At 70.4% G+C, this 14,398-nt stretch carries 12 protein-coding genes and 2 pseudogenes; 10 read left to right on the top strand and 4 right to left on the bottom strand.

The window, feature by feature from the left end:
• The first annotated feature begins 150 nt into the window (after nucleotides 1-150).
• Complete coding sequence (locus ABD350_RS37195) at nucleotides 151-774, top strand: histidine phosphatase family protein (protein WP_344353759.1); 624 nt, start codon at nucleotides 151-153, stop codon at nucleotides 772-774.
• Nucleotides 775-920: 146 nt separating this feature from the next.
• A complete protein-coding gene (locus tag ABD350_RS37190) occupies nucleotides 921-1,838 on the top strand; it encodes a TIGR03564 family F420-dependent LLM class oxidoreductase (protein WP_344353756.1) in 918 nt (305 codons plus the stop codon).
• 185 nt (nucleotides 1,839-2,023) lie between these two features.
• Here the strand turns inward: ABD350_RS37190 and ABD350_RS37185 are convergent, their stop codons facing one another.
• The 4 genes and pseudogenes from ABD350_RS37185 to ABD350_RS37170 form a co-directional block, all read right to left on the bottom strand.
• Complete coding sequence (locus tag ABD350_RS37185) at nucleotides 2,024-2,725, bottom strand: SDR family NAD(P)-dependent oxidoreductase (protein ID WP_344353753.1); 702 nt, start codon at nucleotides 2,723-2,725, stop codon at nucleotides 2,024-2,026.
• 361 nt (nucleotides 2,726-3,086) lie between these two features.
• Nucleotides 3,087-3,317: pseudogene (locus tag ABD350_RS37180) on the bottom strand (NF041680 family putative transposase); the annotation flags it as partial.
• 137 nt (nucleotides 3,318-3,454) lie between these two features.
• Nucleotides 3,455-4,057 (bottom strand): GNAT family N-acetyltransferase, encoded by a 603-nt coding sequence (locus ABD350_RS37175; protein ID WP_344353762.1) that lies wholly within the window; start codon nucleotides 4,055-4,057, stop codon nucleotides 3,455-3,457.
• A 490-nt stretch (nucleotides 4,058-4,547) separates the two neighbouring features.
• A complete protein-coding gene (locus ABD350_RS37170; protein ID WP_344353750.1) occupies nucleotides 4,548-5,570 on the bottom strand; it encodes a hypothetical protein in 1,023 nt (340 codons plus the stop codon).
• Between the two features lie 325 nt (nucleotides 5,571-5,895).
• On the opposite strand from ABD350_RS37170, the gene ABD350_RS37165 reads away from it, so the two are divergent.
• From ABD350_RS37165 to ABD350_RS37130, 8 genes and pseudogenes are all read left to right on the top strand, one after another.
• Complete coding sequence (locus tag ABD350_RS37165) at nucleotides 5,896-6,243, top strand: helix-turn-helix transcriptional regulator (protein WP_382467069.1); 348 nt, start codon at nucleotides 5,896-5,898, stop codon at nucleotides 6,241-6,243.
• Nucleotides 6,240-7,919 (top strand): helix-turn-helix domain-containing protein, encoded by a 1,680-nt coding sequence (locus ABD350_RS37160; RefSeq protein ID WP_344353746.1) that lies wholly within the window; start codon nucleotides 6,240-6,242, stop codon nucleotides 7,917-7,919. The genes ABD350_RS37165 and ABD350_RS37160 overlap by 4 nt, the downstream gene beginning before the upstream one ends.
• Nucleotides 7,920-7,925: 6 nt before the next feature.
• A complete protein-coding gene (locus ABD350_RS37155) occupies nucleotides 7,926-8,495 on the top strand; it encodes a transcriptional regulator (RefSeq protein WP_344353744.1) in 570 nt (189 codons plus the stop codon).
• 737 nt (nucleotides 8,496-9,232) lie between these two features.
• Nucleotides 9,233-10,552 carry an amidohydrolase family protein gene (locus ABD350_RS37150; RefSeq protein ID WP_344353742.1) on the top strand — a complete coding sequence of 440 codons (1,320 nt, stop codon included), beginning with the start codon at nucleotides 9,233-9,235 and terminating at the stop codon, nucleotides 10,550-10,552.
• Between the two features lie 254 nt (nucleotides 10,553-10,806).
• Nucleotides 10,807-12,288, top strand: a complete 1,482-nt coding sequence (locus ABD350_RS37145; RefSeq protein ID WP_344353739.1) for an NCS1 family nucleobase:cation symporter-1 — start codon at nucleotides 10,807-10,809, stop codon at nucleotides 12,286-12,288.
• A 27-nt stretch (nucleotides 12,289-12,315) separates the two neighbouring features.
• Complete coding sequence (locus ABD350_RS37140) at nucleotides 12,316-13,041, top strand: aspartate/glutamate racemase family protein (protein WP_344353738.1); 726 nt, start codon at nucleotides 12,316-12,318, stop codon at nucleotides 13,039-13,041.
• 175 nt (nucleotides 13,042-13,216) lie between these two features.
• The gene (locus ABD350_RS37135) at nucleotides 13,217-13,867 is read left to right on the top strand and encodes a GntR family transcriptional regulator (RefSeq protein WP_344353736.1); all 651 of its coding nucleotides are present in this window, start codon (nucleotides 13,217-13,219) and stop codon (nucleotides 13,865-13,867) included.
• 422 nt (nucleotides 13,868-14,289) lie between these two features.
• Nucleotides 14,290-14,398: pseudogene (locus ABD350_RS37130) on the top strand (lytic transglycosylase domain-containing protein); the annotation flags it as partial.

Raw genomic sequence — 14,398 nt, 5'->3', positions numbered from 1 at the left:
TCGCCGGACTCCACCTCGCCGCCATCTTCATCTGGTCGGCGAGGTGATCCGAAGGAAACGGCCTTAGCCCCGGCGGCGGAGGGAACCGGTGCTCAGGGCGACAGCGTCCGTTGATGCACATGATCGATAGCGCGCGCAGAGGAGTTCACGATGACCGGTACGGCCACCCGCTACCTCTATCTTGCCCGGCACGGCGAGGCGCTACCGGACGAGAGCGGGTTGACGGACGGCGGACGACGGCAGGCCACGCTGCTCGGCCGGCGCCTGCGGGACGTCCCCTTCACAGCTGTTCACCACGGCCCTCTGCCACGGGCGGAACAGACCGCACGGTTGATCGGTGACCAACTGAAGAGTGTTCCTTTGCACGTCTCGGAAGCCGCCGGTGACTACGTGCCCTACATACCGGAGAAGGATGAGCTACCAGCCGAATCGGCAGACTTCTATCTCCGCTTCCTCGACGGAGCCACCGACGAGGAGCGCGAGCACGGACCCGCGCTGGCCCGCCGGGCCCTGGACCTGTTCACCGGGGCGGTGACGGCCGAAGAGGACCGGCACGAACTTGTCGTCACCCACAACTTCCTGATCGCCTGGCTCGTCCGGGACGCCATGCGGGCACCGAAGTGGCGTTGGCTTGGCCTCAACCACGGCAACGCGGCACTCACGGTCATCCGCTACGCGCCCGGTCGAGCCGCCTCCGTCCTCGTTTCCAACGACATGCGGCATCTGCCGGCCGATCTACGCTGGACGGGCTTTCCTCCCGAACTGCACATCTGACGCGGGCCGTCGGGCCATCGCGCTGGCTCCTAACGCCAAGTGAGTGCTTCTACAAGGGTGTTACTAAGGGCGTTACTTCAGGAAGCCGTCATGAATTTGTCACATGGAGCCGGAATGGCGGTCCCGTGTGCGCCGGTTGCCTCTACATGACCATCGGAGTAGCGCTCTCTCATCTGGACCCGATCGACACCACCGTGCGGCTCGCCCGGAACGCCCATGAAGCCGGGCTGACTTCCGCCTGGTTCGGGCAGACCTTCTCCTACGATTCCCCGACGCTGGCCGCGGTCGTCGGCCGTGAGGTGCCCGGCCTCCGGGTCGGCACTTCGGCGATCCCCGTCTTCGGCCGCCATCCGCTGATCGTCGCGAGCCAGGCGCAGACCGCCCAGGCCGCCACCGGGGGCCGGTACCACCTCGGGCTCGCGCTCGGCACCAAGTACCTCACCGAGACCGGCTTCGGCATCCCGTACGAGCGTCCCGTCGCCCGGCTCCGCGAGTTCCTGACCGCTCTGCGACCGCTGCTGGAGACGGGCAGCACCGACTTCCACGGTGAGCTGCTGACCGCCACCACCCCGCTGCCGGCCACCGTGCCAGGCGCCGAACCGCCGGTACCCGTTCTGGTCGCGGCGATGGGACCGCAGGCCCTGCGCGTGTCCGGCGCCCTCGCGGACGGCATTCTCCCGCTGCTGGCCGGGCCGCGCGCGCTGGCCGAGCACATCGTCCCCGCCGTCACCGCGGCGGCCGAGGCGGCGGGCCGGCCGGCGCCGCGGATCGTGGCCTTCGTGCCCGGCGTGGTCACCTCCGACGTCGAGAAGGTGCGGCAGACGGCGATCGAGACGCTCTCCTTCTACGAAAGGTTCCCGTCCTACCAGCGGGTCATCGAACTGTCCGGTGGCACCCGGGCCGCCGACATCGCCGTCATCGGCGACGAGGAGAGCGTCGCCGCCGAGGTACGCCGTTACCGCGAGGCCGGAGCGACGGAGGTGGTGTTTATGGCGACCGAACTGGGCGGGGAGGCCGACCAGCGCCGGACGTTCGCGCTGCTGGGCGAACTGGCGGGCGGCTGAGCCACCGGAAACGGCCCGTCCCCGGATCATCAGGCCGGTGGGAGCGCCCGGATCGATGACGGCGTGCCCATCGACGTCTTCGACTGCGACGCGCGGCCGGCCGGCCGGTGGCCAGGGTGCCGGGGGCGGGTCGGTCGTGGGGTCTGCTGGGGGATACGGCATCGAGGAGAGGGGGGAGGTTTGGTTCAGGGGACGTTGGTCTCGAGGAGGACGGCGAGCGCGCCTCCGTCCACGGGGACGGCCACCCCGTTGACGTAGGAGGAACGAGGTCCGGCCAGGAAGGCCGCGACTTCGGCGATTTCCTCGGGCACGCACAGCCGGCCCAGCGGGTAGGCGGCGAGGATGCGGCGGCGTTCGGCCGGGTCCTGCCAGCGGTGCGCGTTGCGGTCGACGGCGACGAATCCGGGTTCCAGGACGTTGCAGCGTACGCCCGCCGGGCCCCACTCGGCCGCTGCCGCGCGTGCCAGCGCGGTCAGGCCCGCTTTGGCCACCGCGTACGGGGCCATGCCGGGGGCCGCTCCGTGGGCGTGCATGGAGCCGATGAGGACCATGGACGCCGGGCCGGCACACCGGCGCACCAGTTCCGCGCCCCACTGCCAGGCCGACACCAGGCCCAGGTCCAGGACATCACGCCACTGCTGCGGGGTGAGTTCGGACAGCGGGGCGCGGGCTTCGGCCAGCAGGGCGTGGACGAGGACGGCGGGACGGGCGGCACAGGTGTCGTAGGCGCGGGTGAGCAGCGACGGATCGGTGGCATCGCCGACCACGGGCACCACGCCCGGCAGGTCGCGTACCGCCGGGTCCCGGTCGACGGCGACGACCTGGGCTCCGCAGACGGCCAGGCGCACGGCGCAGGCGCTGCCGACCCCGCCGGCCGCGCCGAGCACGATTGCGGAGACCCCGGCGAGTTCCGTGGACGAGGGGGAGACGAGGGGAAGAGGCGGGGCGGCTTCCCGCCGTGGCCGGGACCGGACGCGTACCCGTGCCCGTGGCCGGGAACAGGCGGTACGTACCCGTCGCCGGGGGTGGTTTCTGCGTCCGGTGCGCGGCGGGCCGTCACGGTGTCACCGTTCCGTGGTCCGCCGGGCTCTCCGGCTTGTGGGTGTGGGCGGGGGCGGGGGCCAGGCCGAGACCGGGGCCGGACGGCAGTGCGTACGCACCATCCGTGAAGAGGCACGGGGGCGTGTTCCAGCCCGCGGGGCTGTCGCGTTCGCCGAACATGATCTCCAAGGGCAGGCTGCTCCCGGTGTCGATCCGGCCCCGGTTGAGGCCGTCGTAATCGCGCCGTGCCCGCGGCGGTGCTCGGGCAGCAATGTCAACTCCACCGCCGAGCGCACCGCACCCGGCGCACACAGCACCGCATCCGCGAGCTCGAACAGCTCATCGCCCCGGACGGTCAGACAACGCGTACAACTCGTCCCGGAAGCGTGACGCTTCCGCGAACGCTTCCCCTGGAACAGTCTGAGGCAGCAGACTCACTCTCACGGCCTTCGTCGTGGTCACATGCACCTTGGTCGGAGCACATGATCAGACGAAGGCCACCTTAGCGTCCGGTGAACGCCCAGGTGAGCGGCCTAGCTCGAAACTCATTTCGACGCCGGAGGTTGAAGAACAGCTCAGCGCGGGTCCCTGCGCATGCACCATGTGCGGGGGCCGTTGTCGGGGAGCTGGACATCGGCCGTGGTCTTGAAGCCGAGGCGTTCGTAGAACTGCACGTTGGTCTCGTCGGAGGTCTCCAGGAACGCCGGACACCCAGCGCGCTCGGCCTCCTGGATGCCAGGAACCAGTACCGCACTGCCCAGGCCCTTCCCCTGGGCCTCGGGGGCGGTCGCCACGGTTTCCAGGAACCATCCCGGCTCCTGGGGCCGGTACGGCGCCATGGCCGCGTCCGCAGCCGCGGCCATGGCGGCCCGGTCGCCGGCGAGGTTGCCGAGGATCGGCCCCAGCTCCGCGAAGGCGGGCGAGGGATCCTGGCCGGGAATGGCCCAGACAGCCACGGCACGGCCTCCAGCGGCGATCCAGACGCGGCCGTACACCATGCCGATACGGGTCAGGCACAGCTCCTGGTAGCGCCGGATCCGCTCCTCGTGACCGTCCGCCGCAATCACGTGCCGCGTGAAGGGGTAGTCGGCGAAGGCCCGGGCGAGGGTATCGACCGCAGTGGGAACGTCGGCGTCGGTGATGGGACGTACGGACGGGGCGCTCTGGTGCTGTGGCATGTTCACCAGACGATCTTGGCAGCAGGCCGTTCCCTCAACAACGCATTTGGCCGGTCACCTGTGCCCTCCCCAACTACTGAGAGCCTGTGTCATCACCCCGGCCGGGCGCCCGCCGCCTGGCACGCACTCTCGCGGCGTTGCCGAAAGCCCTGGTAGCTCCGCTACGAGGGCGCTCCGGCGCCTTGCGGTAGCACGCACCAGACGACGTGCGCTGAACATGCACCTTGGTCGGAGCGCATGATCAGACGAAGGCCGCCTCAGCGTCCGGTGAACGCCCAGGTGAGCGGCCTAGTTCGAAGCTCATTTCGACGCCGGAGGTTAAAGAACAAGCTGACGGGGGCGCCGTTGGCGACACAGACTTTCTCGCACCGCGACGCCCACCGGTCGGCGGCCGGCCTGGTCCTGCTCCGGGCCGGGAGGGGCAACCCTTGGGGGTGGGCGAGCCCCTCCCGGCGTACTGGCGGGAAGACCCGCCTGAGAGTCGGGCGGATCAGTCGGTGTCGTCTTCGTCTTCCTCTTCGGCTTCGCCGAAGAGGCTCTCCTGCGTCGCGGTGGGCGGGAGCGGCTCCCGGGGGTCCGGCAAGGATGCCGCGCCGCGCAGGACTTGGCGCAGGGCGGACCGCAGCTGCGGCAGGGTCCGCCGGGCGCCCAGCAGACCGAGGAACTCCTGCGCCGGCCAGGTGACGAGCCGTCCCTGCCGGGACAGGTAGAAGCAGACCTTGTCCAGACGGTATTCGTCCTCGTAGTCGAGCAGGAGGTAGCCGGCGAGCTGGTACACCTCCTTCTTGGACCCGAAGCGGTCCGGCCGGGTGGTCGCTTTGCAGTCGATCAGGTGGCCGTCGACGATGAAGTCGGCGTCGGCCCCGTCCACGTCGTTGCTGCCGCTGAAGACCGGAGCGCAGAGGCGCCGGTCCACGGGCTGTCGTGTCACCCACCCCAGCGCGTGATCGGCTTCGGCGAGTTCCACCTGCCCCGCGATGTCGTCGGTGACGTAGTCGGGGACCTGGCCGAGCAGGTCGTCCAGGACGGCACCCGGGCCCAGGTGCAGGAGCGGATTGCCGGGCCTGAGGCCGGCCCGTTTGACTTCCTCGAAGTGGGAGGCGGCGAAGCACAGGCGGCTCAGGCGCTCTTCGTCGGGACGCGAGCGCGTCATGGACCCGCCGCGCGCTGCCGGCTGGCCTTTGAGCTCGGACAGCAGCGCCTGGCCGATACCGTGGACGGCCTGCCCCGCGGCGCGAGAGGCCATGTTCGCTACGTCGATGCCTGCGTAGAGGACGCCTTCCAGGAGAACGGAGTCCAGGGGAGAGCCGAAGGCGACTCGCAGGCGGCGGTCGATGGCGCGGCCCAGGCTGCGGTAGTCGGGTCGCCCGGCAGCCCGCGGCGTGACGGTGAACGGCCGTAGGGGCAGCCGGCTGCGCAGACTGCCGGTGATCCGCGATGTCGCGGGCAACTCCCTGGCCATGAAACGGGACAGGGGCGAGTTCGGGTCGTTGAGTTCACTGGTGAGGCTCATGCGGAGAATCGTGGAGCGCGGCACTGACAATCACTCCCGCAGGAATCGAAAGAAATCAAACACGGGGATGTGTGTGCGAAAAGCGCCTGTGGTGATGAGGGTCATCTCGCGCCCCGAGCCCCGCACGGCCCGCCGGGATCCCCCTCCCGCGCCTACGGTCAATGCGGCCGCACGCCTTGCCAGGACTCCGGTGCGCCCGTCCTGCCGTAACGCCCTGGGCCCGCGACGGGCAGGCCGCGCCTTGGACGGCGCCGGCTTCGCCATGGCGGTGTGCTTCGCATGCCGTGTCATGCTGAATACGCATAGATCGCGTAGAGTGGCCTGTGTGAAGTCGACTCTGGCCGAACGTGTGCGGGCCGCCACGGCCGCACTCATGCAGACCACACGGGAGTCCCAGGCCCAGCTCGCTGCTGCTCTGGGTGTCAGCCAGACCCAGATCAGCCGTCGTCAGTCCGGTAGTGCGGCCTGGAGCCTGGACGACTGCGATGCCCTCGCCGCCCATTACGGCATCGATGTGCTGGACCTTCTCGCCGGCCCCGACCGGGCCTGTGGCGCCCTGCCTGCGGACCGCCGCCACCGCCCCCGCTCCGCACCCGCCCGTACCGCCGAGCCTGCCGGTACCCCCGAGCCTGCCCATGCCACCCCCGCCCCCGGCCCAAGGACCTCACGGTGACGGACTTCCACGCCATCGACGCGCTTCTGGCCGACGCCCGCGAACCGGTCGCCCTGCCCCCGGTTGAGCAGCGCCGCGCCCTGCGCCAGGCGCTGAACCTCTCCCGTGTCCAGGTGGCCCAGGCTCTGGGTGTCAGCCCCTCCACCCTCGGCGGCTGGGAGGCAGGACGCGAACCCAGCGGCGACCTCCGCGAGAAATACGCCTACTTCCTCCAGGCCGCGGAGGCGAAGCTCCGCACCCAGGCGGAGGAAGTCCGTCCCCGGGCGGCCGAGGACGAGCCGCGTACCCAGCCCCCCGGGGAACACCCCACCGCCCGGCCCGCCCCATCGGCCCCGGCTCCCGCTCCCGCTTCGCCGTCCGTGTCGGCGGGCTCCGGCAGTGCCGCCGCCCCCTGTGCCGCCGACTCCACCGCGGGTGACGACACCGTCCTGCCCGCTCCCCGGCCCTGTGTGCTGTGCGGGGCTCCCGCCACCCACCACATCGAGGGCTATCCCCAGCACCTGGACCCCGCCGAGTGCGTCCCGGCAGGCCCCCGTTCCCCGGCCGGCCAGGGCACCACCGGCGCCGGCCCGGCGCCTACGGCGGCCGGCCCGGAGCCCATCCCGGTGGGCCAGCAGCCCGTCGCGCCCCAGTCCGCCGCAACCGTCCCGGCCCCCGCCGTCTCCCAGCCCGGCCGCAGCAGGCCCGCTCCCGCTCAGCGGCCGGTCCGCCGCCGCGCCTCGCAGACCCACGGCCACCTCTCCGACCTGATCCACCAGGCCGTCCACGACGCCCTCGCCGCCCACGGCGGTGATACGGCCGCGGCAACCGCCGGTCTCCAGCGTCGGGCCATCCCCGATGCCATGGCCCTGCTGGATGTCTGCCGGATCGGTGCCCGCTACGACATCGTCGGCCACCCGCCCCTGCCGGGCATCCTGCGCAAGAAGTCCGCTCACGGCGCCGACGAGGTCTGGGAAGCCCGCCCCAACTGGACCCGCCCCGAGGCACCTCTCGGCACCGGCGAGGTCACCGCCCTGGACATCAACGGCGCCTACCTGTCCGCCCTCAAGACCCACCTTCCCCTCGGTGCTCTGGAGCACTCCACCGGCGATGCGCACTCCCGCCGCCGCGCGGGCATCCACCTCATCACCCCTCCCGACTGGGACCACCACTCCTACCTCCCCAACCCCCTCGGCAACCGTGACGAGCCAGGCCCCGTATGGGTCACCGAACCCGTCCTGCGTCTCCTGCAGCGTCTCGCCACCGCCCCCTACGGGCCGATGTGCGACCCGCCCGTCATCCACGAGTCATGGACCTCCGGGGCCACGGAACAACTCTTCGAGAAATTCCGCCAAGTCCTCCGCGACGCCCGGGACAAGGCCATCACCGACGACGACGAAGTCACCCTGGAATACGTGAAATCCATGTATTCCAAGTTCGTGTCCACGATGGGAGAATCCAACTTCAACAGGGAGATCTGCCGCCCGGACTGGATGCACATCATCCGCTCCCAGGCCTTCGTCAACCTGTGGCTGAAAGCCCATAAAGCCCATACCGCCGGACTCCACGTCATCCGCGTCATGGGAACCGACGAACTCCACCTCGTCGGCGACTGGCGGCACGTCTTCACAGAAGGCCGCGGTGTCACCGAGGTGAAAGTAAAAGACACCTACACTCTCCCCGCCCGCGAACGGTAACCATCCATGCCGGACAGGACACACGACTTCGGACTCTACGGGGCCCGAGGCGAACGCGGCAGCCAGGCCGCGGCACGCGTACTGGACTCCCTCGCCGGGGGAATCACCTCCCCCGTCACCAGCCGTCGCGGCCTCACCGCCCGCCTGCGCTACCTCACCCGCTCACCCGCCGGCCGCCACGCCATGCGCGAAGCCGGCCTCACCATCACCCCCCGCACCCTCAGAGCCTGGCTCGGCGGCAAACAACGCCCCAACAGAAACAACCTGGAGAAGATCGACACCGCTTACCGCACGCTGCGCCGCCGCAACGTCGCCGGCCACCTCCTGCGGCGTCTGAACGCGAACGGCGGAACACGCGTCGAAATCCACCCTCTCGACCAGAGTCGCGTACCCGACCCCCGTCAACGCGTCCTCGAATACCGCAGGTTCAACATCCGCGCCTGGGACGCCATCATCGACGCATGGGCCAGGAACGACCCCCGCGCCCTCGACGACGCCTGGATCGACCAGATCATCAACCTCGGCTCGCAATGGGGAAAGTACGAATACGTCACCTCGGTGGGATTCGCGGCCTGACAGCCCTTTCGGCGAACCACACCGGCTGTTGTCCCACCCCCGGCCGGTCTCCGGGCCCATACGGCGAAACGGGCGGCCGGTCCCGCCGCACGCGGGGCGCCCGTAGAGCCGTAGCGCTGCCGGCGGCCCGATGATGTCCGGGCCGGGCCGCGAAAATTCCGGGACCCGCTGGCAGCTGGCGTGGAATTAGGGCGAGCAGGCCGTGCCACGACGGTTCGGCCCGCTCTGCGCAGCCGATCAGGACAGCTCACCCCCCCGGGGCCGCATGGCCTCCAGGCCATTCCCGATGTGCGCCGCCACCCACAGCTGGGCCGGCCTCGGCGCATCGTCCACGTGCACTCGTCGGCCCGACCGGCCTCCTGGCCGGCCCGGGGGGCCGGGCGTGCCGGCGGGGCCGCATCCGCTGACTGCCGGTCGCGGATGCGGCTCCCGGCCTTGAGGCCGTGGGCCCCGTCCCGGCACCGGCTTGCCGCATACGGGACGCGACCACCGGTTCCATCGGCGCGCGCCACTCGATGGCCGATCCTGAGGCGGCCCGCAGTGGCCGTCCATTTGGTATACCGACGTCGACCGGTCCGTGCTGGCCCGGTGTGTGGACCTTCCGAGGAGAAGTCGCGTACCGATAGCCAGTGCTGGAGCGGTGCCGGAGTGGTGGTGATGCCGACCTCTGTTGCGCCGGACGATTTTGGTATACAAAACGAGGGCTAGTTGCTCACCACCTGGACACCGGAGATCTCATGTGTCTTGAGCCCGCCCCTCCACCCCCGAGCCGGTTCACGCGGCGCGCCGTACTCGCCACCGCCACCGCCACCGTCGCCGCCGGCGCGGCGCTGTCCGCGGGCGCGGCACCGGCCGCGACCGGCACACGGAAGCGTCCCCGCAAGGCGGTGGTCTTCCGGAACGTGCGGCCCTTCGGGGCCCGCAAACCCGTGGACCTCACCGTCGTCGACGGCCGGATCAGCGACCGTCCCGCCCCCGCGAACGCGGATGTGATCGACGGCGGCGGCCGCATCGCCCTGCCGTCCCTGGTCGACGCGCACATCCATCCCGACAAGACGTCATGGGGCGGCTCCTGGGTGTCGCGCAAACCCGCGCACACCATCGCGGACTTCGTCGCTCAGGACGTCGAGCTGTTCAACAGCCAGAGCCGGAGCGTGGGGGAGCGGGCGTACGGTCTCATGGCGCATGCCGTGACCCGGGGCACCCGCGCGATGCGGGCCCACGCCGATGTCGCTCCCGCCTACGGGCTGGCCGGCGTGGAAGGCATCGCCGAGGCGCGCGAGCGGCTCGAGCACGCGCTGGACGTGCAGATCGTCGCCTTCCCGCAACACGGTGTCGTCCGAACCCCGGGAACCGCCGCCCTGCTCGAAGAGGCCGCGCGGAGCGGCGCCGTGGACCTCATCGGCGGCATCGACCCGATCGGTTTCGACCAAGCCCTGAAAGAACAGCTCGACCTCGTCTTCGGCCTGGCGGACCGTTACGGCGTCGGTGTCGACATCCATCTCCACGACACCGACGACAAGGGTGTGACGGTGCTGCGCGAGATCATCGACCGCACCCGGGCCCTGTCCCTGCGGGGCAAGGTCACCGTCAGCCACGTCTTCTGCCTGCCCGGACTACCCGACGCACAACTCGGCCGACTCGCCGAGCAGTTGGGGGACCTGGACATCTCGCTGACCACGGTGGCGCCGAGCCGGGACCTCGTTCTGCCCATCGCCCGGCTGCGTGAGCACGGTGTCAAGGTAGGACTGGGCTCGGACGGAGTGCGCGACGCCTGGAGCCCCTTCGGCAACGCGGACATGCTGCATCGCGCGCACATCCTCGGCTGGGTGACGGACGTGCGTCTCGACGAGGAACTGTCTTCCTGCTACGAGGCCGCCACCCACGGAGGATCCGACGTCATGGGCCTGCCCCGGGCCGGCCTCACACCCGGCAGCCCGGCCGACTTCGTCCTTGTGCGGGGCGAGTGCGTGCCGCAGGTCGTGGTCGACATGCCGCAGCGGGACATGGTGGTACACGGCGGGGCCGTCGTGGCCCGCAACGGCCGACTCGTCTGAGAGGACGTCGTATCCGCCGGCGGGAAAGGGGCGCCGCCAGGCCGTGCGAGGAGTGCCGTCCGGCCGCGCCCGACCAGGCCGGGCGGCGCCTTCGCATGCCTCGAACCGGACGGCTTCCAAGTCGTGAAAAGCCTGGTGAACGGCCTGACAGACCCCTTGACTCCAGGGATCGGCGAAACCTACGTTCCTTCCCGGAAATCAGCTTCCGTCATCTGGAACTTCTTGTTTCCCGACCCCCGATCCCAGGAGCCCCCATGACTGCCCTGGACGACCAGCCGACCGGGGAGACCCGCGCCGCCCTCAGCCCCGGCCTCTACACCTACGACCTCGCTCCGACGAAACGCGAAGGGCGCCGCTGGGGCGCCTACAACGTCTTCACCCTCTGGGCCAACGACGTGCACAGCCTCGGCAACTATGCCTTCGCCATCGGCCTCTTCGCGTTCGGCCTGAGCGTGTGGGGCATCCTGGCGGCCTTCGCCGTCGCCTCCGTCCTGCTCTTCCTCCTGCTGACCCTGTCCGGGTTCATGGGCCACAAGACGGGCGTCCCCTTCCCGGTCATGAGCCGCATCGCGTTCGGCATCAACGGCGCCAAGATCCCGGCCGGGGTCCGCGGCGCCGTCGCCATCGCCTGGTTCGGCATCCAGACCTACCTCGCCTCCGTGGTCCTGAGCACCCTTCTGACGGCGATCTTCCCCGAGTTGAGCGGTCTGGACACCAACTCCGTGCTCGGCCAGTCGACGCTCGGCTGGATCACCTTCCTCACCCTGTGGGCCCTGCAGGTGCTCATCGTGAGCTACGGCATGCAGATGATCCGCCGCTACATGGCGTTCGCCGCACCCACGACGCTGCTCACCATGTGCGCCCTGGCGCTGTGGATGTTCGTCCGCGCCGACGGCTCGATCTCCCTCTCCGTCGACGCACCGCTCACCGGCGGCGCGATGTGGCTGCGAATCCTGCAGGCCGCCGCCCTGTGGGTGGTGATCTACGGGACGTTCGTCCTGAACTTCTGCGACTTCACGAGGTCCGCCCGGAGCCGTACCTCCATCGTCCGCGGAAACGTCGTCGGCATCCCGGTCAACATGCTCTTCTTCGCCGTCATCGTGGCCGTCCTCAGCGGCGCCCAGTTCAAGCTCGACGGCCGCGTCATCACCAGCCCCACGGACATCGTCAGGACGATCCCGAGCACGTTCCTGCTGGTGACGGCCTCCCTCGCGCTGATCGCCCTGACGGTGGCGGTGAACCTGCTGGCCAACTTCGTCGCGCCCGTCTACGCGCTCGTCAACCTCTTCCCGCGCCGGCTGAACTTCCGGCGGGCCGCCCTCGTCAGCGCTGTCCTGGGGCTGGTCATCACGCCCTGGAACCTCTACGACAACCCGATCGTCGTCAACTACTTCCTCGGAGGGCTCGGTGCCCTGCTCGGCCCGCTGTTCGGAGTGATCGTGGCGGACTACTGGCTGCTGCGCAGGGCCCGCGTGAACGTGCCGGACCTGTACACCGAGGACGTACAGGGCGAGTATCACTACCGCCGCGGCTACAACCCGCGCGCCGTCGTGGCTTTCGTCCCCAGCGCCGCGATCGCCGTCGTCATCGCCCTGGTGCCGGTGTTCCAGGACGCGGCCGGGTTCTCCTGGTTCGTCGGAGCCGCCCTGGCCGCCGGGCTCTACCTGGTCATCGCGGACCGCGCCACCCCGACCCTCGACGTGGACGGCGAAGCCATCGCTGTCGACGCCGAATAGTCCTGACACCGGACGGAAAGGACAGCCATGCGCATCCTCGTTGTCAACGTCAACACCACTCAGTCCATCACCGACTCCATCGGCGAGCAGGCGGCCCGCGTGGCCTCCCCGGGAACCGAGATCGTCCCGCTGACCCCCTCGTTCGGCGCGGAGTCGGTGGAGGGCAACTACGAGAGCTACCTCGCAGCGATCGCCGTGATGGAAGCCGTCCGCTCCCACCCCGAGCCCTTCGACGCGGTCATCCAGGCCGGATACGGCGAACACGGCCGCGAAGGACTGCAGGAACTGCTCGACGTCCCCGTCGTCGACATCACCGAGGCCGCCGCGAGCACGGCCCAGTTCCTGGGCCGGCGCTACTCCGTCGTCACGACCCTCGACCGCACCGTCCCGCTGATCGAGGAACGCCTCCACATCGCCGGGCTCAGCGCCCGCTGCGCCTCCGTGCGCGCGAGCGGACTGGCCGTGCTCGACTTGGAGCGCGACGAGAAGACAGCCGTCGACGCCATCGCCGAGGAGGCCCTCCGCGCCGTCCGGGAGGACGGGGCCGAGGTGATCTGCCTCGGCTGCGGCGGCATGGCCGGCCTGGCGGAGATCGTCGTCGCGCGCACCGCGGTGCCCGTCGTCGACGGGGTGACCGCCGCCGTGACGATCGCCGAGTCCCTGGTGCGCCTCGGCCTGTCCACATCGAAGGTGCGCACCTACGCACCCCCGAGGCCCAAGCGGATCATCAACTGGCCGCCCCCGACGGGCTGACCCGGCCGAGGCGTCCCCGGCCGGGGCGGCCTCCCCACCCGCGCGCTCCGTCGCCGCGTGTGCCGCCGAGGACACCGTTCGCTAAGGTCGCTGTGCCGCGGATGCCGCGGCACACGGCGCACCGCGAGGGATCCTCGGTGCACCGCGGGGAGCCCAGGAGAGAAGAAGGACGGGGATGGCTGAGTCAGGGGACTTCGCACCCGAGTCGGAGCGAGTGACGCGGCAGTTGCGTGACGAGATCCTCGACGGAGTACGACGGCCCGGCAGCCGGCTGGTCGAACGGGAACTGGCCGAGGCGCTGGGCGTCAGCCGCCTCCCCGTACGGGAGGCGCTGAAGGCGCTGGTGGCCGAGGGCCTGGTGACCCCGCGACCACGGACCTGGGCGGTGGTACGGGAGTTCACCCCCAGTGACGTGGCCGACCTCGACGAGGTGCGCTCGGTTCTGGAGGCCCTGTCGTTCCGGCTGGCCGCGCAGCGGCACACACGAGCCGGACTGGAGAAGCTGCGGGCCGACGTGGACGCGGAACTCGAAGCCGCTCGCGCCGGTGACGCGGTGCGCGCACGGCGTGCCGCGGCGGACTTCCACCAGACGGTCACCTCACTGGCCGGCAACGAACTGCTGACCGAACTCGAACGTGTCCTGCGCAGCAGGTTGCGCTGGCTCCTCGGGCAGCACGACGACCTGCTGGCCGTCGCGCGGGAACACGAGGCGCTCTATGACGCCATCGCCGAGCGGGACGTGCCCCGGGTCGAGGCCTTGGTGGGGCAGCACCTGGCCAGCAGCCGCAAGGCGGCCATGGGCCACTGGAAACAGAACAGGACGTGATCGGTCCCGCGGCTTGCATCGCCCGCCTGCCTGGTGCCGGTGGCGGCGGTCACATTCGAGGGCCCCGGACGGTGACCCTCCGCAGGAATCCAGGCCCGAGGCGTGAGCGAGTCGGTGAAGGACCCCACATGACGCACGTCACCTACGACCCGACCCCGTAGACCCTTTTGCCCGATTCACCCCTTCCCGCACCCCGCCTGACCTGCGGATTGAGACCCACGCCACATACTTCGCATCCCTCACGAATCCGGCCACCACTAGTAAAGGCGGTCATTGCGGGCACCTTCCGGGCCTGCTTATCTGGATGACGTCGCCAGGCGCCACGAGCCCCGCAGCGGGCCGCGGCGCCGACGCATGCCGGCCACCTCCCGTGGCCCACCCCATGCGGGCGATCCCCCATCCCCGAACGCAAGAGGTACTTCGTGACCGTCTCCATCATCCGCCGCATCGCTTCCCCGAAGAAGGCTCTCACCACCGCCGCCGTGGCCGCCGCCACCGCCGGCATGGCACTCACCGCCGCTCCGGCTCACG

The organism is Streptomyces nogalater (assembly GCF_039532885.1).
GTDB classification, from domain to species: domain Bacteria; phylum Actinomycetota; class Actinomycetes; order Streptomycetales; family Streptomycetaceae; genus Streptomyces; species Streptomyces nogalater.
Note: the sequence above shows the minus strand (reverse complement) of the source record. Positions and strands in the feature narration are given on the sequence as shown.

Coding starts and splice junctions, on each gene's coding strand:
- ABD350_RS37195 (WP_344353759.1), top strand. CDS start 151: ATGACCGGTACGGCCACCCGCTACCTCTATCTTGCCCGGCACGGCGAG.
- ABD350_RS37190 (WP_344353756.1), top strand. CDS start 921: ATGACCATCGGAGTAGCGCTCTCTCATCTGGACCCGATCGACACCACC.
- ABD350_RS37175 (WP_344353762.1), bottom strand. CDS start 4,057: ATGCCACAGCACCAGAGCGCCCCGTCCGTACGTCCCATCACCGACGCC.
- ABD350_RS37170 (WP_344353750.1), bottom strand. CDS start 5,570: ATGAGCCTCACCAGTGAACTCAACGACCCGAACTCGCCCCTGTCCCGT.
- ABD350_RS37155 (WP_344353744.1), top strand. CDS start 7,926: ATGCCGGACAGGACACACGACTTCGGACTCTACGGGGCCCGAGGCGAA.
- ABD350_RS37150 (WP_344353742.1), top strand. CDS start 9,233: ATGTGTCTTGAGCCCGCCCCTCCACCCCCGAGCCGGTTCACGCGGCGC.
- ABD350_RS37145 (WP_344353739.1), top strand. CDS start 10,807: ATGACTGCCCTGGACGACCAGCCGACCGGGGAGACCCGCGCCGCCCTC.
- ABD350_RS37140 (WP_344353738.1), top strand. CDS start 12,316: ATGCGCATCCTCGTTGTCAACGTCAACACCACTCAGTCCATCACCGAC.
- ABD350_RS37135 (WP_344353736.1), top strand. CDS start 13,217: ATGGCTGAGTCAGGGGACTTCGCACCCGAGTCGGAGCGAGTGACGCGG.